The sequence below is a fragment of the Chryseobacterium sp. CS2K3 genome (assembly GCF_059515185.1).
Map to the genome: position 1 here is coordinate 48,146 of NZ_JCAKRW010000003.1, position 24,901 is coordinate 73,046.

24 protein-coding genes are annotated in these 24,901 nt (G+C 34.7%); 20 read left to right on the forward strand and 4 right to left on the reverse strand.

The genetic code is table 11. The features are described from left to right. Positions 1-18 precede the first annotated feature (18 nt). The 13 genes from AC5YGG_RS05575 (at position 19) to AC5YGG_RS05635 (ending at position 11,688) form a co-directional block, all read left to right on the forward strand. Positions 19-990 carry a FecCD family ABC transporter permease gene (locus tag AC5YGG_RS05575; RefSeq protein ID WP_496143478.1) on the forward strand — a complete coding sequence of 324 codons (972 nt, stop codon included), beginning with the start codon at positions 19-21 and terminating at the stop codon, positions 988-990. A gap of 425 nt (positions 991-1,415) precedes the next feature. Continuing rightward, the gene (locus tag AC5YGG_RS05580; protein ID WP_496143875.1) at positions 1,416-1,793 is read left to right on the forward strand and encodes a GxxExxY protein; all 378 of its coding nucleotides are present in this window, start codon (positions 1,416-1,418) and stop codon (positions 1,791-1,793) included. 103 nt (positions 1,794-1,896) lie between these two features. Next, positions 1,897-2,820, forward strand: coding sequence for an ABC transporter ATP-binding protein (locus AC5YGG_RS05585; RefSeq protein ID WP_496143479.1), 924 nt, complete (start codon positions 1,897-1,899; stop codon positions 2,818-2,820). Between the two features lie 165 nt (positions 2,821-2,985). Then, positions 2,986-3,438 (forward strand): MarR family winged helix-turn-helix transcriptional regulator, encoded by a 453-nt coding sequence (locus AC5YGG_RS05590; RefSeq protein ID WP_065394831.1) that lies wholly within the window; start codon positions 2,986-2,988, stop codon positions 3,436-3,438. A 54-nt stretch (positions 3,439-3,492) separates the two neighbouring features. Further along, positions 3,493-5,886, forward strand: a complete 2,394-nt coding sequence (locus AC5YGG_RS05595; protein ID WP_496143480.1) for a 3-hydroxyacyl-CoA dehydrogenase/enoyl-CoA hydratase family protein — start codon at positions 3,493-3,495, stop codon at positions 5,884-5,886. Positions 5,887-5,925: 39 nt separating this feature from the next. Beyond that, positions 5,926-6,279, forward strand: coding sequence for a four helix bundle protein (locus tag AC5YGG_RS05600; RefSeq protein WP_496143481.1), 354 nt, complete (start codon positions 5,926-5,928; stop codon positions 6,277-6,279). A gap of 49 nt (positions 6,280-6,328) precedes the next feature. Continuing rightward, positions 6,329-7,507 (forward strand): acetyl-CoA C-acyltransferase, encoded by a 1,179-nt coding sequence (locus tag AC5YGG_RS05605; protein WP_066695279.1) that lies wholly within the window; start codon positions 6,329-6,331, stop codon positions 7,505-7,507. Positions 7,508-7,542: 35 nt separating this feature from the next. Then, positions 7,543-7,905 (forward strand): four helix bundle protein, encoded by a 363-nt coding sequence (locus AC5YGG_RS05610; protein ID WP_496143482.1) that lies wholly within the window; start codon positions 7,543-7,545, stop codon positions 7,903-7,905. A 59-nt stretch (positions 7,906-7,964) separates the two neighbouring features. Further along, positions 7,965-9,743 (forward strand): acyl-CoA dehydrogenase FadE, encoded by a 1,779-nt coding sequence (locus AC5YGG_RS05615; RefSeq protein ID WP_496143483.1) that lies wholly within the window; start codon positions 7,965-7,967, stop codon positions 9,741-9,743. A 151-nt stretch (positions 9,744-9,894) separates the two neighbouring features. Beyond that, the gene (locus AC5YGG_RS05620; protein ID WP_496143485.1) at positions 9,895-10,314 is read left to right on the forward strand and encodes a hypothetical protein; all 420 of its coding nucleotides are present in this window, start codon (positions 9,895-9,897) and stop codon (positions 10,312-10,314) included. 170 nt (positions 10,315-10,484) lie between these two features. Beyond that, entirely contained in the window at positions 10,485-10,796 is a 312-nt protein-coding gene (locus AC5YGG_RS05625; protein ID WP_496143486.1) for a hypothetical protein, read from the forward strand. 30 nt (positions 10,797-10,826) lie between these two features. Continuing rightward, positions 10,827-11,162: a YegP family protein gene (locus AC5YGG_RS05630; RefSeq protein WP_496143487.1), complete on the forward strand. Its 336-nt coding sequence runs from the start codon at positions 10,827-10,829 to the stop codon at positions 11,160-11,162. Positions 11,163-11,241: 79 nt separating this feature from the next. Next, a complete protein-coding gene (locus AC5YGG_RS05635) occupies positions 11,242-11,688 on the forward strand; it encodes a phosphohydrolase (RefSeq protein ID WP_496143488.1) in 447 nt (148 codons plus the stop codon). On the opposite strand, the gene AC5YGG_RS05640 is transcribed toward AC5YGG_RS05635, so the two are convergent. Together AC5YGG_RS05640 and AC5YGG_RS05645 are read right to left on the reverse strand one after the other, a co-directional pair. Next, positions 11,685-12,401, reverse strand: coding sequence for a DUF2490 domain-containing protein (locus AC5YGG_RS05640; RefSeq protein ID WP_496143489.1), 717 nt, complete (start codon positions 12,399-12,401; stop codon positions 11,685-11,687). The genes AC5YGG_RS05635 and AC5YGG_RS05640 overlap by 4 nt on opposite strands. A gap of 71 nt (positions 12,402-12,472) precedes the next feature. Next, a complete protein-coding gene (locus AC5YGG_RS05645; protein WP_496143490.1) occupies positions 12,473-14,284 on the reverse strand; it encodes a TonB-dependent receptor plug domain-containing protein in 1,812 nt (603 codons plus the stop codon). A gap of 639 nt (positions 14,285-14,923) precedes the next feature. Here AC5YGG_RS05645 and uvrA point away from each other — a divergent pair. The 4 genes from uvrA to AC5YGG_RS05665 all read left to right on the forward strand — a co-directional run bounded on the left by uvrA (position 14,924) and on the right by AC5YGG_RS05665 (position 20,779). Then, positions 14,924-17,716, forward strand: coding sequence for an excinuclease ABC subunit UvrA (gene uvrA / locus AC5YGG_RS05650; protein WP_496143491.1), 2,793 nt, complete (start codon positions 14,924-14,926; stop codon positions 17,714-17,716). A 219-nt stretch (positions 17,717-17,935) separates the two neighbouring features. Continuing rightward, positions 17,936-18,709, forward strand: a complete 774-nt coding sequence (locus AC5YGG_RS05655) for an alpha/beta hydrolase family protein (protein ID WP_496143493.1) — start codon at positions 17,936-17,938, stop codon at positions 18,707-18,709. An 82-nt stretch (positions 18,710-18,791) separates the two neighbouring features. Continuing rightward, positions 18,792-20,201 (forward strand): S41 family peptidase, encoded by a 1,410-nt coding sequence (locus AC5YGG_RS05660; RefSeq protein ID WP_496143494.1) that lies wholly within the window; start codon positions 18,792-18,794, stop codon positions 20,199-20,201. A 344-nt stretch (positions 20,202-20,545) separates the two neighbouring features. Continuing rightward, positions 20,546-20,779, forward strand: a complete 234-nt coding sequence (locus tag AC5YGG_RS05665; RefSeq protein WP_496143495.1) for a hypothetical protein — start codon at positions 20,546-20,548, stop codon at positions 20,777-20,779. Positions 20,780-20,926: 147 nt separating this feature from the next. On the opposite strand, the gene AC5YGG_RS05670 is transcribed toward AC5YGG_RS05665, so the two are convergent. After that, positions 20,927-21,559: a nitroreductase family protein gene (locus tag AC5YGG_RS05670; RefSeq protein WP_496143497.1), complete on the reverse strand. Its 633-nt coding sequence runs from the start codon at positions 21,557-21,559 to the stop codon at positions 20,927-20,929. Positions 21,560-21,764: 205 nt separating this feature from the next. Here AC5YGG_RS05670 and AC5YGG_RS05675 point away from each other — a divergent pair, with 205 nt between their 5' ends. Then, entirely contained in the window at positions 21,765-22,124 is a 360-nt protein-coding gene (locus AC5YGG_RS05675; protein ID WP_496143498.1) for a winged helix-turn-helix transcriptional regulator, read from the forward strand. A gap of 15 nt (positions 22,125-22,139) precedes the next feature. Here AC5YGG_RS05675 and AC5YGG_RS05680 read toward each other — a convergent pair whose 3' ends face one another. Beyond that, positions 22,140-22,988: an AraC family transcriptional regulator gene (locus AC5YGG_RS05680; RefSeq protein WP_496143499.1), complete on the reverse strand. Its 849-nt coding sequence runs from the start codon at positions 22,986-22,988 to the stop codon at positions 22,140-22,142. A 71-nt stretch (positions 22,989-23,059) separates the two neighbouring features. On the opposite strand from AC5YGG_RS05680, the gene AC5YGG_RS05685 reads away from it, so the two are divergent. Together AC5YGG_RS05685 and AC5YGG_RS05690 are read left to right on the forward strand one after the other, a co-directional pair. Continuing rightward, on the forward strand, positions 23,060-24,439 hold the full coding sequence (locus AC5YGG_RS05685; protein WP_496143500.1) for an MFS transporter: 1,380 nt from the start codon (positions 23,060-23,062) through the stop codon (positions 24,437-24,439). A gap of 28 nt (positions 24,440-24,467) precedes the next feature. Beyond that, positions 24,468-24,857 (forward strand): hypothetical protein, encoded by a 390-nt coding sequence (locus tag AC5YGG_RS05690; RefSeq protein WP_496143501.1) that lies wholly within the window; start codon positions 24,468-24,470, stop codon positions 24,855-24,857. The last annotated feature ends 44 nt before the right edge of the window (positions 24,858-24,901 follow it).

The following is a 24,901-nucleotide window of genomic DNA, read 5'->3' on the forward strand; positions in this document are numbered from 1 at the left end:
CAGAACTCTTTCTGAATAATGTCAAAAAGATTTAAAATCCTGTGTTTATTATTAACGATTGCAATTATTGCAGGTGCCATCATTAATCTGAACACAGGATTTTTGAGCTTAAACCTTCAGGATTTCTTCCAGAATACCGCTCAAAGTCAGATCGCGGAAATTCGTATTAACCGGGTATTAGTTATGCTATTGGCGGGTATTTCTATTCCTACTTCGGGATTTCTGATGCAAGAATATTTTCAAAATCCATTAGCTGGTCCTGATATTTTGGGAATTACTTCTGTAGCCAGTTTATCCGTAGCATTTTATATTTTCTTTTCCCATAATATTCTGCTCCCTGAATTTCTGCAAAACAGTTTTCTGAGTTTATCAGCCATTGGAGGAAGTTTATTATTGATGTTGGTTCTGCTATCAATGTCCAGTAAATTTCAGGACAAATCTTATCTTATTATTTTCGGATTTCTTGTTTCTGCTTTTGCGGGTGCAATTGTTTCTTTATTGCAGTTTTACGCTGAAAATCAAAGCTTAAAGAATTATATTCTTTGGTCCTTTGGAGCCAACAATATGGTCACCAGAAATCAGATCTATGTTTTATCAGGATTATTATTGATCGGATTGTTTTTCTGTTTCAAATCTATAAAACCGTTGATAGGAAACTCATTAGGAACCTCTTATGCCCAAAGTTTAGGGGTTAATTTAAAGAACTTAAAACTTTTAATTATTGTATCCTCTTCCCTACTTTCCGCATCCATAACAGCATTTTTAGGACCTATTTTATTTATTGGAATTATTGTTCCTCATTTTTGTAGATTGGTTTATAATCCGTCAAAATTATGGCAACAATGGATATTGAATATGTTTTTGGGAATGTTGATCATGCTGTTTTTCTCTATCATTGCAGAAAAAACTCAGATTCCTTTGAATGTAATAAGCTCTGTATTTGGAATTCCTGTGATCTTATTGATGCTTTTAAAACAGAATAAAGTATAGTTTTCTGTTTTGTTGGAAAGCGCAAAGACGCAAGTTTTTAATCCTTTCATTCTGCTTTAAGGCGCAAAGATTTTATCTCCGATAAAATTTAACAACGGATATAAAACATCACACTTGCTGAAAATCTTAGATTTTCTTGCGCCTTAGCGTTTATCCAACAATTTTATCCCGACTTTTCTAAATAAGAATAAAATATTATTTCTCTACTACGTTGGAAAGCGCAAAGACGCAAGTTTTAATCCTTTCATTCTGCTTTAAGGCGCAAAGATTTTCTCTCCGATAAAATTTAACAACGCACATAAAACATCACACTTGCTGAAAATCTTTGATTTTCTTGCGCCTTAAAAATTTGCACAATGTTTTATAACCCTTGCGCCTTAGCGTTTATCCAACAATCCGTATATTTAAGAGCAAAAACACAACAAATGACAGAAAATGAAATATCAAAAATTGTTTTTGAGACAGGACTGAAAATTCATAAAAAACTTGGATCAGGATTATTTGAGCATGTTTATGAAGAATGTCTCTTCTATGAACTAACAAAATCAGGTTTCTCAGTAGAAAAACAAAAATTATTTCCTATTATTTATGAGGATTTAAAAATTGAAAATGCGCTCAGACTCGATATGATTATAGAAAATAAAGTTATCTTAGAAATCAAAACTGTTGACTATATCAGTCCTATTCATAAAGCTCAACTTTTAACCTATTTAAAAATGACAGGATGTAAGCTAGGGCTATTACTCAATTTTCAATCTGATGTTTTCAAAAATGGAGTTACAAGAGTCGTCAATCATTTATAATTAAAAAACAGTATAAAAATTTCTTAAAGTACAATTCCTTGCACCTTAAAAGTAGTACTTTTGTAAAACAATCTGCGCCATTGCGTTTTAGTCAATATCAGGAATGCATCTACAAATCAAACAAGCTAATATCGGATATAGTAAAACATTAATTTCAAATGCTAATGCTGACTTGAAACTTGGTGATGTTTGCTTATTGATCGGAAATAATGGTGTAGGAAAAACAACTTTAATCAAATCTATTCTGCATCAGATTCCTTTATTAAATGGTGAAATATTGATCAATGATAGGAATGTAAAGAATCTTTCTGTAAAAGAAATTGCTGAAAATATTGCTATTGTCTTTTCTAAATTTATGATTCCGCAGCATTATACAGTTGAGGATCTTATTTCATTAGGAAAATACATCTACTACCCTTTTTATTTTGAGCTGAAAAAAGAAGATCGTGAAGAAGTAGCCCATATTATAGATGAACTGGATTTAAATCAATACAGATATACCCTTCTCAAAAATCTTTCGGATGGAAATCTCCAGAAAGCTTTTATAGGACGTGCTATCACCCAAAACTCACCTATTATTATTCTTGATGAGCCAACAACCCATCTGGATGAAAAAAATAAGATTATTATCCTTAAAACATTAAGAAAGCTTGCTAAGGAACAGAATAAACTTATTTTATTTTCATCCCATGACTGGAGACTTGCCAAGGAATTTGCTGATAAAATATGGTATGTAAAAAATACACAGCTGCATATAGGAATTGTAGAGGATATTTTGCTTCAGCATGATGAGCTTACTAATGCTTACTTATTTCAAATGCATGAAAATTTTGTTCCGCCTCATATTTCTGCCCCTCCGGTTCAGAAGGAAATGTTGTATTCTTTACTTCAGAAAAACTTCTCAAAAGACCTTTCAACACTTAATTTTGAGTTTCAGAACAACTTTTGGGTAATTTCTAACGGTTCTTTAAAACACCAATGCGAATCTTTTGAAGAAATCATCAATTTCATTGTAAACATTTATTAATCTGCACTTTTCTTTAATTATTTCATATACTATGCATGCATAGTATTATGCAAATCATACAATTTAATCCATTTATTTTCAGGTTATTAACAAAATTTAACGTTAATAAATACTATGCATGCATAATATTTACTAAATTTGGGTAAAACCATTAGCGCAAAAATGATGGATAATAACAAGGAAAAAATAGAAAACGTAGACTTAATTTTAAAACAGACCTGGTTGGCTGTTTCTAAAATGTACACAGAATTAGCTCAGGAGCATGACTCTACAGCTGTACAAGCCCTCACCCTTCTTAAAATTGATCCCAAAGAAGGAACCAGAAGTACAAATCTTGGACCTAAGATGGCTATAGAACCCACTTCCCTCACAAGAATCATCAAACTTCTTGAAGACAATGGATATATCTATAAGGAAAAAACCACTACTGATAAAAGAGAAGTGATCATCAAACTTACAGATAAAGGATTAAACTCCAGAAATATGTCTAAAGAAGTCGTAGTTAACTTTAATAAAAAGGTTATGGAAAAGATTTCTCAGGAAAAGATGGACACCTTTAAGGATGTGATGACAGAGATCATGAAAATAGCCAATGAGCTCTTAAATAACAGGAAATAAATACAATGAAACCGTAAGGTGATATTTAACCTTTCAAATAATTAAAATTTACATATGAAAAGAAGAATCAAACATGTAACGGTTCTTGGTTCAGGAATTATGGGTAGCGGTATCGCAGCTCACTTCGCCAACATTGGTGTGGAAGTGTCTCTTTTAGATATTGTACCTTTTGAACTGACTGAAGCTGAACAGAAAAAAGGTTTGACCAAAGAAGATAAGGCAGTAAGAAACAGAATTGCTACCGAAAACTTTGAAAAACTTAAGAAATCAAGCCCTGCACTTCTTTACTCTCCAAAGTTTGCAGACAGAATCAAAGTCGGAAATTTCGATGATGATTTACAGAAAATAAAAAATACAGACTGGATTATTGAAGTAGTTGTAGAAAGACTGGATATTAAAAAGTCTGTCTACGAAAAAATTGAACAGTTCAGAAAGCCGGGAACATTAATTTCTTCTAATACATCCGGTATTCCAATCCATTTATTGACAGAAGGAAGAAGCGAAGATTTCAAAAAATACTTTGCCGGAACTCACTTCTTCAATCCGGTAAGATATCTTCCTCTTCTTGAGATTATTCCAACTAACGATACAAATCCTGAAATCATAGATTTTTATATGAATTACGGAGCTAAATTCTTAGGTAAAACTACAGTTTTAGCAAAAGATACTCCTGCTTTCATCGCCAACAGAATCGGTGTGTTCTCTATGATGGATCTCCTTCATAATGTACAAAAATTAGGACTTACTGTTTCTGATGTTGATAAATTAACAGGTCCCGTAATTGGACGTCCAAAATCTGCAACTTTCAGAACTGCTGATGTTGTAGGTCTTGATACATTGGTAATGGTTGCCAACGGTGTTCGTCAAAGCGGTGCCGAAGCGAATGACTTTAACGATGTATTTGCTCTTCCTGACTATATCCAGAAAATGATGGATAATAAATGGTTAGGTTCAAAAACTGAGCAAGGGTTCTACAAAAAAGTGAAAAATGCAGAAGGTAAATCTGAAATTCACGGATTAAATCTTGATACTTTAGAATACGAGCTTCAAGGTAAATCATCATTCCCTACTCTTGAATTAACAAAATCGATTGATAAGCCGATTGACAGATTCAAATTTTTAATCGCAGGTAAAGATAAAGCAGGCGAACTCTACAGAAAATCATTAGGTGCATTATTCGCTTATGTTTCTCATAAAGTTCCGGAAATTTCTGATGAAGTTTACAAAATTGATGATGCAATGAGAGCTGGTTTCGGATGGGAAAACGGACCGTTCGAAATCTGGGATGCTGTAGGTGTTCAAAAAGGAATTGAATTGGCTCAGGATGCAGGATATCAGGTTTCTGACTGGGTTAAAAATGTAGAGACTTTCTATAAAGTAAACGAGGAAGGACAAAGTATCTATGTTGATAAAAATTCAGGTGAATACAACAAAATCCCTGGGCAGGATGCTTTCATTATCCTTGATAATATCAGAAAAAACAAAACTCTTTGGAGCAATTCAGGTTCTGCAATTCTTGATTTAGGTGATGGTATCATCAATTTTGAGATCCGCTCAAAAATGAACTCGCTTGGAGGTGAAGTTCTTGACGGATTAAACAGAGCGATTGATTTAGCAGAAAAAGAATATGATGGATTGGTAGTTGGAAACCAGGGAGCTAATTTCTCTGTAGGAGCTAACCTTGCTATGATCCTTATGATGGCTATCGAGCAGGATTGGGATGATTTAAATATGGCTATCGCTTACTTCCAGAAATCTATGATGAGAGTTCGTTACTCTTCTATCCCTGTAGTGGTGGCTCCTCACGGAATGACTTTAGGTGGTGGTTGCGAAATGACAATGCATGCAGACAGAGTGGTTGCCGCAGCAGAAACTTACATCGGACTGGTAGAAACCGGAGTGGGTGTTATTCCTGGTGGTGGCGGTACGAAGGAACTTGCTTTAAGAACTTCCAGAGAATTCCACAGTGATGATGTCAAAAACAACAGACTTCGTGATGCTTTCATGAACATCGCTATGGGTAAAGTAGCTACTTCTGCTTATGAAGCTTACGATATGGGAATTCTTGAAAAAGGAAAAGATATTGTTTCTGTAAGCAAAAACAGACAGATTGCTGAAGCTAAAAAAGTAGCAAAATTATTAGCAGAACAAGGATATACTCAGCCGATTGAGCAAAAAGTAAAAGTTCTTGGTAAAGATGCATTGGGAATGTTCTATGTAGGAACAGACCAGATGCTAACTGGAAAATACATTTCTGAACACGACAAAAAAATAGCAGATAAACTAGCCAACGTAATGGTGGGTGGTAACCTATCTGAGCCAACTGTCGTTACTGAACAGTATTTACTGAATCTTGAAAGAGAAACTTTCCTTCAGCTTTGTGGTGAGAGAAAGACTTTAGAGAGAATTCAGTATATGTTACAAAACGGGAAACCACTAAGAAACTAGATTTTTTTGTAAAATGTAAAAAGTATTAATGTATTCACGATGCATAATTTCAGAGATTTAGAAGTTTGGGCAAAATCAATGAAGCTTTGTAAAAGATTTTATCTCGCTTCAAACAGCTTTCCAAAAGATGAAATGTTTGGATTAACTTCCCAGTCAAGAAGAAGTTTATATTCAATTCCTTCTAATATTGCTGAAGGTGCAGGCAGAGATACAGATGCTCAGTTTTCACATTTCTTAAATATAGCATTAGGCTCTTCATTTGAATTTGAAACCCAGATATTAATTGCAAGTGATTTAGGTTTCTTTAAAGATCATGATTTTAATATTATTTATTCAGAAATTAAGCATATACAAAATATGCTGGCAAAGTTAAAGCAGAAATTTAATACTTAACATTTTAGTCATAAATACATTTTACATAAATACTTTAATACAAAAAAAAATGAAAACAGCATACATCGTAAAAGGATTCAGATCAGCCGTAGGAAAAGCACCAAAAGGTTCCCTACGCTTTACTCGTCCTGACGTTATGGCAGCTACAGTAATTGAAAAATTAATGGCTGAGCTTCCGCAATTAGATAAAAACAGAATTGATGACCTTATCGTTGGAAATGCAATGCCTGAGGCTGAGCAAGGATTAAACGTAGCACGTTTGATCTCTCTGATGGGGTTAAATACAGACAAAGTTCCAGGCGTTACGGTAAACAGATATTGTGCTTCAGGAAGTGAGGCAATTGCTATTGCTTCTGCAAAAATTCAGGCTGGAATGGCAGATTGTATCATCGCTGGCGGTACAGAATCTATGTCCTATATTCCGATGGGAGGTTATAAACCTGTTCCGGAAACTGATATTGCAAAGACAAACCCTGATTATTACTGGGGAATGGGTTATACTGCCGAAGAAGTAGCGAAACAATACAATATTACAAGAGAAGAACAGGATCAGTTTGCATTTGAATCTCATATGAAAGCTTTAAAGGCGAATCAGGAAGGAAAATTTGCTAATCAAATCGTTCCAATTCCTGTAGAATATAACTTCCTTGATGAAAATCAAAAGCTTCAGACTAAGAAATTTGACTTCTCAGTAGATGAAGGTCCAAGAGCAGATACTTCCCTTGCCGGTTTAGCTAAGCTGAGACCTGTTTTTGCCAACGGAGGAAGTGTAACTGCCGGAAACTCCTCTCAAATGAGTGACGGAGCTGCTTTCGTAATGGTAATGAGTGAAGAAATGGTAAAAGAATTAGGACTTGAGCCTGAAGCAAGATTAGTAGCTTATGCAGCTGCAGGGCTTGAACCAAGAATCATGGGTATGGGACCAATCTACGCTATTCCAAAAGCTCTAAAACAAGCAGGTCTTGAATTAAAAGATATCGATTTGATCGAACTAAATGAAGCATTCGCATCACAATCTGTTGCAATCAAAAAAGAACTAGGTTTAAACCCGGATATCTTAAACGTAAACGGAGGCGCAATTGCTTTAGGTCACCCACTTGGATGTACAGGAACGAAACTAACAGTTCAACTTCTTGACGAAATGAGAAGACGTGGCAATAAATATGGTATGGTTTCTATGTGCGTAGGAACAGGACAAGGTGCAGCGAGTATTTTTGAACTACTTTAAGAAATTTTGAATTATGGATTTTAAATTTTGGATTAATGCAAAAAGAAAATTTAATCAAAGAAAAGACATTCAATTTTGCTTTAGCAATTATCGAGCTGTATAAAATCTGTAAATCTCAAAATGAATTTATCCTTTCAAAACAGTTATTAAGAAGTGGAACTTCTATTGGAGCGAATGTACAGGAGGCTTTAGCTGGGTTTTCAGAAAAAGACTTTCTCCACAAAATGTCAATTGCAAGTAAAGAAGCCAGAGAAACACAATATTGGATTGATTTATTATCACAATCCCAATTAGTAAAGTTTGATGAAATTAAATATAAAACAGAAATACAAAGTATTGTAAATATTTTAACATCAATCGTCAAAACACTTCAAGATAAAATAAAACTGAAAGCATAATTTAAAATCCATAATCAAGAATTCAAAATTAAATAATTAAAAATTTAAAATAATAACAAATGGGCAACATAGTTAAGGGCGGGGAATTCCTAATCAAACAAATTCCTGCAAACGAAATTTTCAGCATTGAAGAACTGAATGAAGAGCAAAAAATGCTTCGTGATTCTGCGAAGGAGTTTATTGATAGAGAGGTTGTACCTCAAAGAGAGCGTTTTGAAAAGAAAGATTATGCATTCACAGAAGAGACAATGCGTAAGCTTGGTGAAATGGGAATGCTTGGAATTGCCGTTCCTGAAGAGTACGGAGGTCTTGGAATGGGATTTGTGACAACAATGCTTGCCTGTGATTATCTTTCGGGAACTACAGGTTCATTGGCGACAGCTTATGGAGCACATACCGGAATCGGAACTTTGCCAATCGTTCTTTACGGAACTGAAGAGCAAAAGAAAAAATATCTTCCGGACTTGGCAACAGGAACAAAATTCGGGGCTTATTGCTTAACGGAGCCGGATGCAGGTTCTGATGCAAACTCTGGAAAAACAAGAGCTAAACTTTCCGAAGACGGGAAACATTATATCATCAATGGTCAGAAAATGTGGATTTCTAATGCAGGATTTGCAGATACTTTCACCTTATTTGCTAAAATTGATGATGATAAAAATATCACAGGATTTGTAATCAACAGATCTGAATTGGAAAACCCTGAAAGCTTAACTTTCGGTGAGGAAGAGCACAAATTGGGTATTCGTGCCTCTTCTACCCGTCAGGTTTTCTTCAATGACATGAAAGTTCCTGTAGAGAATCTTTTAGGAGAAAGAAATAATGGTTTTAAAATCGCTTTAAATGCACTGAACGTAGGTCGTATCAAATTAGCGGCTGCATGTTTGGATGCTCAGAGAAGAATCTTAAACCACTCTCTTCAATATTCTAACGAAAGAAAACAATTTGGAGTTTCTATCGCTACATTTGGAGCGATCAGAAAGAAACTTGCTGAAATGGCAACAGGCGTTTTCGTAAGTGAGGCTGGTTCTTACAGAGCGGCGAAAAATGTTCAGGATAAAATTGATGAATTGGTAGCAGGCGGAATGGATCACCAGGCTGCAGAGCTTAAAGGTGTTGAAGAATTCGCTGTAGAATGTTCAATCCTTAAAGTATTCGTTTCTGATCTTGCTCAGCATACTGCTGATGAAGGAATTCAGGTTTACGGAGGTATGGGATTCTCTGAAGATACTCCAATGGAAGCTGCATGGAGAGATTCTAGAATTTCAAGAATCTATGAAGGTACTAACGAGATCAACAGATTATTAGCGGTAGGAATGCTTATTAAGAGAGCAATGAAAGGTGAATTAGATCTTTTATCTCCTGCTATGGCAATCAGCAAAGAGTTAATGGGTATTCCTTCATTTGAAGTTCCTGATTATTCTGAATTCATGAGTGAAGAGAAGGCTATCATTGCCAATCTTAAGAAAGTATTCCTGATGGTTTCAGGTGCTGCTCTTCAAAAATATATGATGGATATTGAAAAGCAACAGCATTTATTGTTAAACGCTTCTGAAATCCTTAACCAGATCTATATGGCAGAATCTGCTGTATTAAGAGCTGAGAAACATTTCTCTCCTGATTCTGTAGAAGCAGCTATGGCTCAGTTAAACCTTTACAAAGCTGTTGAGAAAATCACTGTAGCAGCTAAAGAAGGAATTATTTCTTTCGCTGAAGGAGATGAGCAGAGAATGATGCTTTCAGGATTAAGAAGATTTACAAAATATACCAACAACCCGAATGTAGTGGCATTAACTGAAAAAGTAGCTGCTCACTATATCGACAAAGGAGCTTATTAGTCTTTTAATAACATAAATTTGATTGAAGCGTCTCATATTTTTTGAGGCGCTTTTTTTATTTTTAAATGTCAATAAATGGAAGCCAGATAAAAATACACGAGTTCGAAATAATTTATTCTGTATATTTAATAGATATTTTACTTTATTATCCATGAAAACTATTCTTCTTTTTATAATTGCCTTAGTATTTTCTTCGTGTACTACAGATGGCTGTGCTTGTGATAAGATGAGCAAAAATGACTCAATTATTTACGCAACTGATATACAGATAGAAAAAGAAAAAAATAAAATGATTTTGATGTTTCATTGTGCCACTATTATCACCGGAATTGCTTCAGTGAGTGATCTTAATGGAAATAATGAACACTGTGAAGATATGTATGATGTTCAATGTGTTTCGTCTAAAGATACTCCTCTGCAACTATCTGAAAATTTTAAATATTTCACCGATGTTATGCAGCCACAAGACATTTTTTTCAAGGAATTACAAAATAAAGAAAACAGTTATTTTGAACTGACATTAGATTCTGAAAGGAAAATCACATCTATTTCAAAGCTGAACATCCATTAAAGTTCAATATCACTATACTTCATTTTTTTAACAAAATATTGAATAGTTTATCAATTTTTAATCTCTTAAAGAAAAATGACCGAAAGTAAATTCAATTGATAATCAAATTGCGGAATATTTATTTTTTTTTATTAATTTTATTATATGTAAAAAAACTCATTAACCAAATCATGAAAATAATATTATTTCCATTGCTCCTCTTTTCTATTGCTATTACAGCACAGGAAAAGAGAAAAAACAAATCTTTCTTTAAATCTGATACTCTCAAGAATAATAATAAAGAACAGGCTTCTCAAAAAACAGTCCCCGTTTCAAAGCAGAAATCCGATGAATGTTATAAAATAATGGTTCTAAAACCTAAAGACACTAACTATCTTGCTTTAAAAGAACCTAAAAAGGACTATTCAAAATATAAAATCTTAAATAGAGCCACCCCTAAGAATTCAGACAAGAATATAAAGGAGGCTATCACTCCAAAATAATAACCAAAAAACAATCTAAGACTATTTACTATGGGAAAATTTGTTATTTCAAAAAGAACAAACGGTGATTTTCAATTCAACCTTAAAGCAGCAAACGGACAGGTAATTCTTTCCAGCCAGGGTTACAGCACAAAACCATCTTGCGAAAACGGTATCAATTCTGTAAAAACAAATGCTCAGGAAGACTCTAAATTTGAGAGAAATACAGCTAAAGATGGCAGATGTTACTTTAACCTTAAAGCGGGAAACGGACAGATTATAGGAACCAGCCAAATGTATGAATCTGACAATAGCATGGAAAACGGAATAGAATCTGTAAAAAACAACGCTCCAAATGCTTCTGTAGAGGATGAAGCAAATATGTAAATTCACCTAAAATAATCTTGATAAAAATGCCTTACTTTTTAAGGCATTTTTTATTTTTGTACTCTATTTTCTTAGAAAAATGACAAAAGAAGAATTACTAAATAAAGCAATCAAAATCGCTGATAAGGCGCATAAAGGACAAACGGACAAATACCACGCTCCATATATCGGGCACGTTATGCGTGTGATGGAATATGGTAAAACAATTGATGAAAAAATTGTTGGTGTGCTGCATGATGTCGTAGAAGATCACCCCTTAGAATTCAGCCTGGACTATTTAAGGTCCGAAGGTTTTCCGGAATATATCATTTTTGCAATCAGCTGCCTGACAAAATTTGATCCGGAGGAAGATTATGATGAATTCATTAAAAGAACGGAGAGATCTCTTCTGTCTGTTGCTGTAAAAATTAATGATCTTCGCGATAATATGGACCTTAGGAGAGTAAACAGAGAGCTTACTCCTAAGGACATCAAAAGATTTAATAAATATCTTAAAGCTTATCGTTATCTGGTAGAAAAATATTAATCCGCGCCCGGGAAATCATAGGTTTTTACATGATGATCTGTACCATCGATATTGATGTTTAAGGCAAGATAAATAAAATGAAGGTTCTTGTTTCCTTTTGCTTCAAATTCACGCTGCCAAAGGTAACCGGTTACAATACCAAAATAATCATCGATCTGATAGCCGAAACCGCCATATACTCTGTTTCTGGCAAAAGTAGGCTTCATCGGGGTTACCAGGAATATTTCGTCGTAGGCATTAGCAAAGACAGTTCCTTTCTGAATGGTTTTCGAGTTCAAAGGAACACTTACGTTCAAACGATAACGGTAACGCATTCTTTGCGAAGTTTGATCAGTTTGTGGCTCGTAGAACCAGCTTTTTTCAACACGGAAACGGTTTTCAAATTTTACAATTCCTTTTTTAATGTCAATAACATCCTGAAGCCAAACTCTGAATTCCTCCTTGCTTAAACTGTGATTTTTGTAGTTGACATATCTTCCAAGACCTACAAACGGTTTATGGTTTTTGGTAAGATTATACCCAATTCCTCCCTTTAATTCATAATAATCCGGATAAGAGTAATCTTCATTGCCTCGTAACTGCCCTTCTCCATAAAGGAAAAATTTTGGATGAAACTTATAAGTTAAAGTCACGGCATTGAAGCTGGAAATGTGCTCTTGTGCTTTACATAAAGATAAACTTAAAAGTAGACTTATTCCTAAAAGACGTTTCATACAAAATTTTTGCAAATGTATATTTTTTAACAATTTGTTAATATTAACTTTCATTAATATTGAATTAACAACTACTTAATATCAATAGTATAAGAAAACCCAATATGGAACCATCTTTGTGGCATTTGTACTCCAAACGCTTCTGTATAATTTGTATTGGTTAGATTATTGATCAAAACATATACGGAATAATCTTTTTTAGCAAAGCTAAGTTTCTCATCCACCAGCTGATAAGTTCCTAAATTCACCCTTTCATTATATCTGTAAGCCACTTCATTGGTAAAGTGTTTAAGAAACTTAACTTCAAGTTTTGCAATGAACTGATGTCTCAGATTATCAAGGATATATCTTGAAACAGCCTCATTTGGCTCATTATATTTACTGTCAATATAAGTATAGCCAACGGTATATTTCAGCCAGTTTAGTACTCTGTGATTAACTTCTGCTTCTATTCCTTTCACCTTTATATCTCCTACATTTCCGGCAAACCAAGTAGTATCATTAATATCATTTTTAACCCAGTCGATAGAGTTTTTTGAATCCCTTAAAAATCCACTTACTTTTGCTAATAAATTTTTATTCTGATATTGATATCCTATTTCTGAGGAAATTGCGTTTTCAGGTTGTAAATTCGGATTTCCATGTTCAGTTGGACTGATATAATAAAGTTCTGTAAAAGTTGGAACACGGTGTACTTTTGCTATATTTCCATAGATTTTACTATTAGGGGTAAAGTTATACCCTACATCCAATCCGGGATAGAAAAAATTTCCTTCTTTAGAATAATTTGCCCACGAAATTCCCGGGCTGATATTTAATTTTTTATCAAATAATGAGAAATGATGCTCAAAGAAAACCTGAGATACAAAGCGATTAGGGTTTCCAAGATTGCTGCTCACCAAAAGCTCCTTTCTCAATTCTACGCCGACTCCGGTTGTCCCTAATCCCCATTGATAACTGGAATTCACTTCTCCACCCACATTATTTCCTATATGCATATTTCTGTACCCGTTAGGATTTTGCCTTGTATAAAGATACATATCCTGTCCTCTTCTCCAGTATACATTAGAATTAAGCTTTAATTTCCCAAAAGTTTGCTGGTGTGCCACACTCACAATAGATGCCTGCATTTCTTCATATTGATCTCTTGCCTTACTGGAAGCATAAAAACCATTAGCCCCGAATTTTTTCTCAGAAAATCCTGCCTGAAGTCTAAGATCTCCATTTTTAATATTCAGCTTTCCCTGGTAGAATACATTTCTGATCTCATAATCTGTATTATACATATATCCTTGTGAAGCAGAAGAATTTGCCTGAAGAGTATTGGAGAATTTTTCATTTCCCATCTGCGCATTAAAACCCAGACCGTAAGAGCCGTTATCACCACCCTCAGCGCTTATCTTAACTCTTTTTCCGGTATGCGTCCTTGTAATAACATTGATTACTCCGGCATAAGCGTTTTGTCCGAAACGTCGTGCTGCAGGACCTTTTATAATCTCAATTTTTTCTACATCTTCAAGGTCAACAGGAAGATTCATGGAATTATGTCCTGTTTGCGAATCATTCATTCTTACCCCGTTCAGCAGTAACAAAACCTGTTCAAAAGAACTTCCGCGGAAACCGATATCACTCTGCACCCCATTTGCTCCTCTCCTTCTGATATCCATTCCCGGAATCTGCTGAAGAATCTCATCAATACTTTTAGAAGGAGAATTTGCAATCTCTTCTTGGGTGATTACCGTAATATTTTGATTGGCACTTTTATATGGTGTAGAAATAAATTTCCCCTGAAATTCAATGCTTTCTATATCTGTAGTCTTTTCCTGTGCATTTACCCAAAGTAAAGATCCCAGAAAAAAAGCACTTCCTATCTTTTTGATCATAATCGTTTCCGTAGTTTTCTTTTAACAGGATTCAAAAGTAAGAGAGTTCACCAAGACAGGCAAATGATACTTGTCATAAAAAAAGACACAGTGTGAATGCCGTGTCTATGTTCTTTGAGGGATTAATTCTATCTTTTTCTCATTAAATGTGTAACTAGATCTCTGAATAATTTTCTCATTTCTATATTACATATTTATGAATGCAATTTTAAATAATTTTAAAACATAAAACAATACCTCGATAAAAAAACATAATCACATTCTCTGAACCATTTATAATAAGAACAATTAACAAAATAAGTCCACAAAATTTAATTGTATTTTGCTTTTTTGAAGGTAATAATTTACACTTTACATCTTATTTTTCTATTCAACATATATAATTTTAGAAATATGACAAGCATAAAATTTTTCAGTAAAATTTCGTAATTTTGTGGGTCTTAATTTTACGATGAAAGCATTCACTTTGCACTATGCTTTTAGATAAACATTCTGTAAGGATATTGTCTTTAATCAGGTGAATTCAGAAGTTGATGTACAAGTTCAATTGATGACATGTTCTGGAATATTCCAGAGCAAAACACCATTATACTGACAGTTTATGAATACTGCTCAGTTACTTTTATGAATAAACAAAATATGGCTAATACTACAGAAATAGACATAAAAAAACAGATTTTCGTTAAGAATGCACACCTTAACAATCTGAAACATATAGATGTCCTGATTCCGAAAAATAAACTGATCGTGATTACAGGAGTGTCTGGAAGTGGTAAATCATCTCTTGCCTTTGATACTATTTATGCCGAAGGACAGAGAAGATATGTAGAAAGTTTGAGTTCTTATGCCCGCCAGTTCTTAGGTAAATTGGAAAAACCTAAAGTTGACGACATTAAAGGGCTTGCCCCGTCTATTGCAATACAACAAAAGGTAATTTCTTCCAATCCTCGTTCTACAGTAGGAACCTCCACTGAGATCTATGATTATATGAAGCTTTTGTTTGCAAGGATCGGAAAAACATTTTCACCGGTTTCTGGTGAAGAAGTGAAAAAAGATTCAGTTTCTGATGTGGTGGATTTCATTAAAGCGTCTAAAAAGGATACTTCTTTCCTATTAACAGCTCCTTTGGAATATGATGTAGATAATTTTAAAGAAACGTTGAATGTCTTAAAACTTGCCGGATTCACAAGACTTGAAATCAATGGAAATGTAGCAGGTATTGAGGATCTTGAAAGCTTTGGCTTCGCTCCTGAAAAAGGGATGGCGATTAATCTTGTGATTGACCGTTTTGCTTATGAAGAAGATGAAAGTTTCTTACAGCGACTTGCCGACTCTATACAAATGGCATTTTATGAAGGACGCGGCTATTGTTCCTTAAAAAATACAGATACTGAAAAAGTAAAAGAATTCTCCAATAAGTTTGAACTTGACGGAATGGAATTCCTAGAACCTAATGTTCATTTCTTCAGTTTCAATAACCCTTATGGAGCTTGTCCGGCTTGTGAAGGATACGGAAAAGTAATCGGAATTGATGAAGATCTTGTGGTTCCCAATAAAACTTTATCCGTTTATGAAGATGCTGTCGTTTGCTGGAGAGGTGAAACGATGAGCGAGTGGAAAAAAGATTTCATTAAAAAAGCAGGTGACTTTCCTATTCATAAGCCTTACCATCAATTAACCAAAGAACAGAAAAACTTCCTTTGGAAAGGTGATGGAAAAAGCAGCTTCCCTTGTATCAACAATTTCTTCAAAATGCTTGAAGAAAACCTTTATAAGATTCAGTACAGAGTAATGCTTTCCCGTTACAGAGGAAAAACACTTTGTCCTACCTGCGAAGGATTGAGATTACGCGAAGAAACAAGCTGGGTAAAAGTAGACGGACATAATATTCAATCTATGATTGAACTTCCGTTGGATGAACTGGCTCCGATGATTAACAGCTTAGAATTATCAGATCATGATAAAGAAGTTGCCAAAAGACTTTTATACGAAATTACAACCCGCCTGGAATTCTTATTAAAGGTAGGTTTAGGATATTTAACCTTAAACAGAACTTCCAATACACTTTCCGGAGGAGAAAGTCAGAGAATTAACCTGGCGACAAGTTTAGGAAGTTCCTTGGTAGGTTCCATTTATATATTGGATGAACCTTCCATTGGATTACACTCTAAAGATACCGAAAACCTCATCGAAGTACTGAAAAACCTTAGGGACCTGGGAAATACGGTTATCGTGGTAGAACACGATGAAGATGTAATGCATGCTGCAGATTATATCATTGATATTGGTCCGGAAGCAGGTTATCTTGGTGGCGAACTTGTATTTGCCGGAGATTATAGGGATTTAAAGAAAGCCAATACACTTACTTCAGAATATCTTACAGGAAGACTCGAAATTGAAGTTCCAAAGAAACGAAGAAAGGCTAAAGAATGGATTCACATCAAAGGAGCCCGTCAGAATAACCTTAAAAATATAGATGTAGATGTTCCATTAGAAAGTCTGGTTGTTATTTCCGGAGTTTCAGGAAGTGGAAAATCTACCTTAATGAAAGAAATTCTTACGAATGACATTCAGATTCAATTAGGAATGGGGGGTAAAAAAGGAGACTACGATTCTGTAGAATTCCCGAAAAAGCTGATCAAAAATATTGAGCTGATTGACCAGAATCCAATTGGAAAATCATCCCGCTCCAATCCGGTAACTTATCTGAAGGCGTATGATGACATCCGTGATCTTTTTGCAAAGCAGAAAGTTGCCAAAATGATGGGATACAAGCCTAAGCACTTCTCTTTCAACGTAGATGGAGGAAGATGTGACGAATGTAAAGGAGAAGGAGTAATCAATGTATCCATGCAGTTCATGGCTGATATTGAGCTTGAATGTGAAGTTTGTAAAGGAACACGATTCAAAAGCGAGATCCTTGAAGTGAAATTTGATGAGAAAAGCATCTCCGATATCCTTCATATGACTGTAGATGAAGCACTGGCATTCTTTAAAGATAATAATGAAGAAAAGATTGTTACCAAATTAAGACCTTTACAGGAAGTAGGATTAGGGTATTTACAGTTGGGGCAAAGCTCTTCTACCCTTTCCGGTGGTGAAGCTCAACGTGTGAAACTTGCTTCATTCCTGGTAAAAGGAGTAACAACGGATAAGACATTATTTATATTTGATGAACCTTCTACAGGACTTCATTTCCATGATATTCAAAAGCTATTGAAGTCTTTACAGGCATTGATTGATCTGGGACATTCAGTGATCGTTATTGAACATCAGCCGGATATTATCAAATGTGCCGATTATATCATTGATATTGGTCCGGAAGCCGGAAAGCATGGTGGTGAAGTAGTTTTCGCGGGAACTCCTGAAGATCTGACGAAAAATAAAAAGTCTTATACAGCAAAATATATCAAGGAAAAACTTGAAAAATAAATACTGACAGGGAGCCAATGAGCTCTCTGTTTTTATTTTGCCACAAATACACGTATTATTTTCTCATTTGTGCATCCGTGGCAATTAAATATAATTTCATCCAACTAAATTTGTAAACCTCCTAGCACAGCCCATTAATAAAGTTTGTATCTTAGAGAAAATTAAAATTCTTTCTAGACTTCCCTATCAAGAATTATAAAACTGTATATCCATTCAAACATGAAATATTCTAAGATAATCATTCCATTTTCTACCTGTTTAATCCTTGTCAGTTGCTCAGTAAAGAAAACTATCAACTTAGAGAATGCATATGAAGTGAAGCTGGATACTTTAACTTTATTTGACCAAAGCAGAAACCGTAAGATTCCCGTTGCTTATTATTTACCTAAAACAAATAAAAAAATCCCGAATCAGCAGGTCATTATCTTTAATCATGGATACGGCTTTAATAAAGGTGGAGATTATTTTGTCTATTCCTATCTGACGGAGAAACTGGCTTCAAAAGGATATTTTACAGTAAGCATCCAACATGAGCAGACCACTGATCTTCCCTTACCTACAGAAGGAAATCTTCAGGTTGTAAGAAGACCTTTCTGGCAAAATGGTTCTGACAATATTCTTTTTGTCTTAAACGAGCTAAAAAAAGCAAAGCCGGATCTTGACTATAAACATCTTACTCTGATCGGTCATTCCAATGGTGGTGACATGGCAGCATTATTCGGAAATCAGCACCCAAACCTAGTCTACAAAATCATTACAATGGATAATCGGAGAATGTTTCTTCCAAGAACTTCTGTTCCTAAGATTTATTCACTACGCTCTAATGATTATCCTGCCGATGAAGGCGTATTACCAACTCAGGAGGAACAGGAAAAATACAAAATGACCATACAAGCTACTTCTATCAATCATAGCCATATGGACAATAAAGGAAATGATGAGGAAAAGAAAGTATTAAATGAATTTATCTTGAAATATCTTGATGAACATTAGGATTGAGAGTTTTTCTCTTAAAAAAAGTTAATATTGGATTTTGCATTTGAGAAGTCCTTATTTTAGCTAAAAGTAATAATTAATGAATAAACTGCATTATGCTGCTATAGGAGCTTTTTTGTTCACTTCTTTGACTGCCCAGATACAAAACTCAGGCTTTGAAGACTCATCAAATGGAACAATGAGTCACTGGAATATAAAAAAAGCTGAATCTTTTGATATACAATCAGATAACACCCAAGCCTATAAAGGGAAATTTTCTATAAAGCTAAGCGGTAAATCAACTGATGATTCTCCTTTTCAAAGTTTTTCACAAGTAGTTTCTCTGGATGCAAAAGAAATTCAGAAAATAGAGATCAGTGCTTATGTAAAATCCGAAGCCACCAATGGAAGCATTAATCTATGGGCTCAGGTAATGGATTCTAAAGGTGAAATGATCGATTTTGGAAATTCAGATGTTCAGGAACAAAGCATTACCTTAAATAAAGACTGGACAAAGTATTCATTAACGTTCATTATTGACAAAAACACAAAGAGCATTAAACTTGGGGGCGTGCTGTTAGGAGCCGGAACTGCTTGGTTTGACGATTTTTCAATCCAAAAAATAAATTTCTCCAATGAGGAAGCTTCAAAAACCTCAGCAAAATATATTGAAGATATCAAAAGTATCATAAAAAAGAATTCTATTGTCGCAGATAAAATAGACTGGAATGTTATAGATTCTGATCTCAGCAAGATATCAAAGGGAATGAAAACCATTAAAGATACTGATCCTGCTGTAAGATATCTGATGCTGACTTTACAGGAAGCGGGAGACCGTCATTCTTTTATCAGTAGTAAAGAACATTCCGACAAGCAAAATAGTACCCGTCCTCCAGCTATAGAACCGGAATCTCAACTTATAGATCATTCCATTGGTTATATCAGCATTCCAGGCTTTAATTCCCTGAATACAAAAGTAGGTGGTGATTTCACTTCTAAAATTCAGGATATGATCAAAAAACTGGATTCGGAAAATAATATCAAAGGTTGGATTGTAGATCTAAGAAACAATACCGGGGGAAATATGTATCCCATGATCACAGGACTACGTTACCTTATTGGTGAAGGCACGTTAGGTTATTTTGTTCAGAAGGATAAAAAACAAGCTTGGACTTACATTGCACAAAAAGACAAGTACAGGATAAAAAATCCCCAGTCAAAAATAGCCGTATTGATAGGTCCTGATACAGCAAGTTCGGGAGAAGCTACCGCAATTGCATTTATTGGCAAAAATAATGTAAAAATGATAGGACAACCTTCAGCAGGTTTTACCTCAGCCAATGAACCTTTTTCATTAAGTGACGGAAAAAATCTTGCCCTTGCTACTTCTTATGAAATGGACAGAAACGGAAAGATTTATACAGGTAAAATAACTCCTGATATTATCGTAGAACAGGTTCCTGATAAAGATATGGACCTTGAAACCGCAAAAAAATGGATCACCGAATAAATTCAGATATATTTAATAAAAGCAGAAAAATTATAAATTTTAACATTAAATTCATATATCGTATTAAAAATATCACTACATTTACTATGTAATAAACATCGAAGTGGAAACTTTATTTGCTTTTCTTACTACTATTGAAATTGCAATTAAATTTGAAATAAAAATTTAAGCACAGCATTGTCGGCTGTGCTTTTTATTGTTGTCTAATTAAAAAAATGAGATGTCTTATCTACTGAATCCGCTTCTAAAGAGCGGATTCTTTTATTTTAATGCTATCAAATGCTGTAAAACAACGATAATTTCCGACCTTTGCCCACACGAATTAATGTACAGAACTTAAAGTAATGGAAGAATTTGAATTACCTGTGACTTATAAAGGTAAAGAGCTGCTTTTCAATGTAAGATTAGCCACATTCACTTATGGATACAAATTTTATGTAGACGTAGATGGCAATGAAGTCGTTTTTGAGCGGGATGATGAAGGAAATTTACGGGCACTTGTTCCTGATACTTCCGATACTGCAATAGAAAAAGGACTCATTGAAGCTATTATTGAGGTTTTCAGCAACTCGTTGTAAGCTTATAAGCTTTACTTCTGGTTCTGAGCTTAATAACCATAATAATGCCACGAATGCACGAATAATACTGTTCTTTATATCTATAAACTATCTATTGAATATAAAAAGGAAGTCTTAGTAACCTCCTTTTTAATAATTCATTTTGTATTAATTAAGCTCAATAAAAAGTTCTTCGTTGGATCTTCTTACTTTTTTCAGTTTTCCCCACCAGTCACTGTCTTCATCTTTATATCCCAATGCCATCATTACGGAACTCTTTAATCCCTGCTCATGAAGATTTAGTAATTCATCCACCGCATTATTATCAAATCCTTCCAAAGGTGTGGCATCAATCTTTAAATCAGCCGCCGCCAGTAAAGCAAACCCTAATGCAATATAAGTCTGTTGTGAGGAATTCATAAAATGATCTGCCTTTGTTTTCTTACTTAACAGATCCAATAAATTTAAACGATAATCGTCCGTAGCTGCAGATGGTAAGTTTCTTTCCTTATTACTGAATTCAAAGAAAGAATCTACTCTTTCCGGAGTGTACTCATCCCATGCTGCAAAGACCAGAATATGAGAAGCTTGAACAATCTGCTGTTGCTGACAGGATATGGGTTGCAGCTTTTCTCTCAATTCTTTATTGGTAATCACAAAAACCTTGTAAGGCTGCAAACCTGAACTTGACGGTGCCAGACGAATCGCATTTAATATTTGTTCTATTTTATTTTTATCAATCGTTTTTCCGTTGTAACTTTTTGTAGCAGATCTCCAATGGAGAGCTTCCTGTAATGACATAATTTTAATATTTTACTTATTGTACTTTGAAGCCGGTCTTATTTACAGATCCTCTTCTTTATTTCCACTCTGCAAAGTTACTAGGTTTTAGTGGCAAAAAGATACCTGTTACCTTTCAGTAACCAGTTACCCAGAAGTAACCAAGTAGCTTTTAGGGTATTTCTTTCAGATCAAATTTGTAATTTTGAAATATAATTTTCGAAGTATGAAAAAAGAAAAGATTGAGCTGGATCCGGAATGTAAAAACCATATCCGTGGAGTAAGAGACACCATTTATTTGCTTGACGGAAAATGGAAAACCATCATTATCAGTCATTTGTATTACACGGGAAAAATGCGCTTTATGGACTTGAAAAGACAAGTGGATGGTATTGCTGCAAAAACCCTTTCAAAAGAATTGAAAGTATTAGAAATGAACAATCTGGTAAAACGTACACAAAATAATACAATGCCGGTAACTGTTGATTATGAGCTTACGGAATTTGGGAAAAGTTTGCAGGGCATCATAGATACAATGGGAGAATGGGGAATAAAATACAGAAAACAGTTGTTACAGAGCGAGTAATACCTTTCAACGACTTTATTTATTTCTTTTTCTATATTCTCCGGGAGTAATCCCTCTGTATTTTTTGAATAATTTAGACAAATGACTCTCATCGCTGAACTGAAGCTCGTAGGCAATCTCACTTAAACGTACACTGCTATACGTTAAATAAGTTTCTACCAGTTTCAGACGATAATCCAGTAAATAGTCCTGATAGGAAACACCTGTTTGCTGCTTAAAATATTCTCCGAAATAATTTCCTGAGATTCCAAAATGATCCGCGATAACCTGAATTCCGGTTTTTTCTCTGTCTTTTATATTTTGCTGGATGTAGGCAATGATCTTCATAATGGAGAAAGCTTTTTTATTTTCCTGAAGATCCGAAGTTTCACTTTGAATGATATTACGAGCGATTAAATTAAGCAGAATTGAAATACAATTACGAATAATCAGATAATCTTCCGCTTTATTTTTGTATTCTCTGGCAATCTGGAAAATAAGTGTTTCTGCAAAATCTTCATCATTTTTATTGCGAAAAACGCATCCGGCTCTTGCATGGTAATTATTACTGATGTATTGTAACTTATAGAGATTTTCACAACTTTCAATTCGGTCTGCTTCCAAACGGATCTTATCAATAAATTCGATAGGGCATTCTATTGTGATCAAAACAGCATCTTCACTTTCAAAGCAGTAGGACTCCTGTTGCGGAATGATAAAAAGCTTTCCCTGGGTAAATTCAATATTACGCTCATCGTACAGCAGTTTACCCTTTCCTTTTACAATATAAATGAAGGTAAGAAATGATTGAGATTTGAAAAGAACTTTCTCTCCTTTTAGTTTTATTTCTTTCACTTTGATCCCTTCAAGGTACAGTCCTTTCATACAACACTATATTTTCCTCCAAAAGTACAATTTAACCAGAACATATAGAGGTTAATTTTGCATAAAAAAATATGAATATCAATCCGAAACGGTGGCAGGCACTCAATTTTCTGATTGCCGGCGCCTTTCTTTCTCCGCTGGATTATTTTATCGTCAATATGGCGCTTCCGTCTATAAAGAATGCTTTTAAAGCAAATGATCATCAGCTACAGATGGTAGTTGCGATCTACGGACTTACCTATGCAGCATTGGTTGTTTGTGGTGGGCGCCTTGGTGATCTCTATGGACGTAAAAAGATCTTTACACTAGGGCTTTATACTTTCCTGATTGCTTCTCTTGCCTGTGCGTTCTCTCCTACTATTATCTGCCTTATTACAGCAAGACTGTTTCAGGGGGTTGGAGCGGCATTACTTGCTCCTCAGGTTTTAGCTTCAATAAAGGTTTTATTCACCAGTCAGGAGCAACCTAAAGCGGTCAGTCTATTCAGTTCTGTTTTTGGACTTGCTTCCGTAATCGGACAACTGTTGGGCGGGATATTACTCAGTATGCATTGGGGAAATTTTTCATGGGAAATGGTATTTCTTGTTAATGTACCTATTACCATTATATGCATTACAGGAATACACTTCACCATGGACAACAATCATAGAGAAATGAATTCCGGGATAGATTTTAAAGGATCTTTACTCCTGATTATTGCCTTGCTGATGCTTATTTTCCCGCTTATTTTCGGACAGAAATATCATTGGGCATGGTGGTTATTTGGTATTATACTGGCTGGGATGGCTTTATTAACAGGATTTTTAAAATACGAAATGTACCTGTTGGAAAATAACCAGCCAATCCTTATAGATCCTACCTTATTGCAGCATAAACCTTTCGCTTTATGTCTTTTGATCATCTTTTTTTACAATTTTACAGCCGGATTGTTTATTTGCTATCCTTATTATTTGCAGCAGTTTTTACATCAAGACTCAATGCAGACGGGTTTTGCCATTATTCCTTATGGAATTGCCTTTTTCCTGGGACCATTGGCTGTATCTAGAATAAAATTATCCACTTCTGTACTTATCTACATTGGTCTTACATTATTAATGGGAGGTTTTATGTTCAGTGCGTTGGTTTTTTACTTTCAGGAGCGTCCTTCTTTCATCAGTAGTATTGCTTTGTTTATGGCAGGTTTGGGACATGGTATCATTATGCCGGTAATGATGCGTACAGCGATCACTTTTACAACCAGAGAAAAAGCAGGACAGGCTTCAGGTCTGGTAAGCATTGGGATACAGATAGGAAGTGTAACAGGCGGCGTTGTAGTAGGAACTTTATTTTTCAATATGATCGGAACATTTGGATTCCCAAAAGCTTTTTCTCTCGCTATTGGAATAATCGGAGCTATACAGATCATTGGAATTTTGGGAAACAGCAGACTGAGAAAATATATTCAACCTTAATCTTGAGAAAATTATAAATTTAAAATATATGAACAACAAAGAAAAAATGATCACAGAACTGAATGACTTTTGCAGCAACATTGAAAAATGGTTTCGGGGTGAAACGCAAAATCAGGAAATAGTATTAAAAAAGATCCTTTCAGGGTTTTCACCAGAATTCATTATGATCAATGGTGATGGAAATCATGTTAACTTAGCTATGTTATCAGAATGGCTTCCGACTGTATTCGGGAAGTTTCCAGAACGCAGTGTTCGGATGGAAAACCTTGAAATCCATCATTCCGATCATCACGGATTGGCTACTTATACAGAAATTCAGACAACAGAAGGGATAGCAAATAAAAGACAATCCTCTGCGGTTTTTGTTTTAACAGAAGAAAAAGCACTTTGGTTCCATCTTGTAGAGAACTGGATATAAAATGAATCAGTCTTAAAAACTGGGATCACATTGTTGGAATTTAT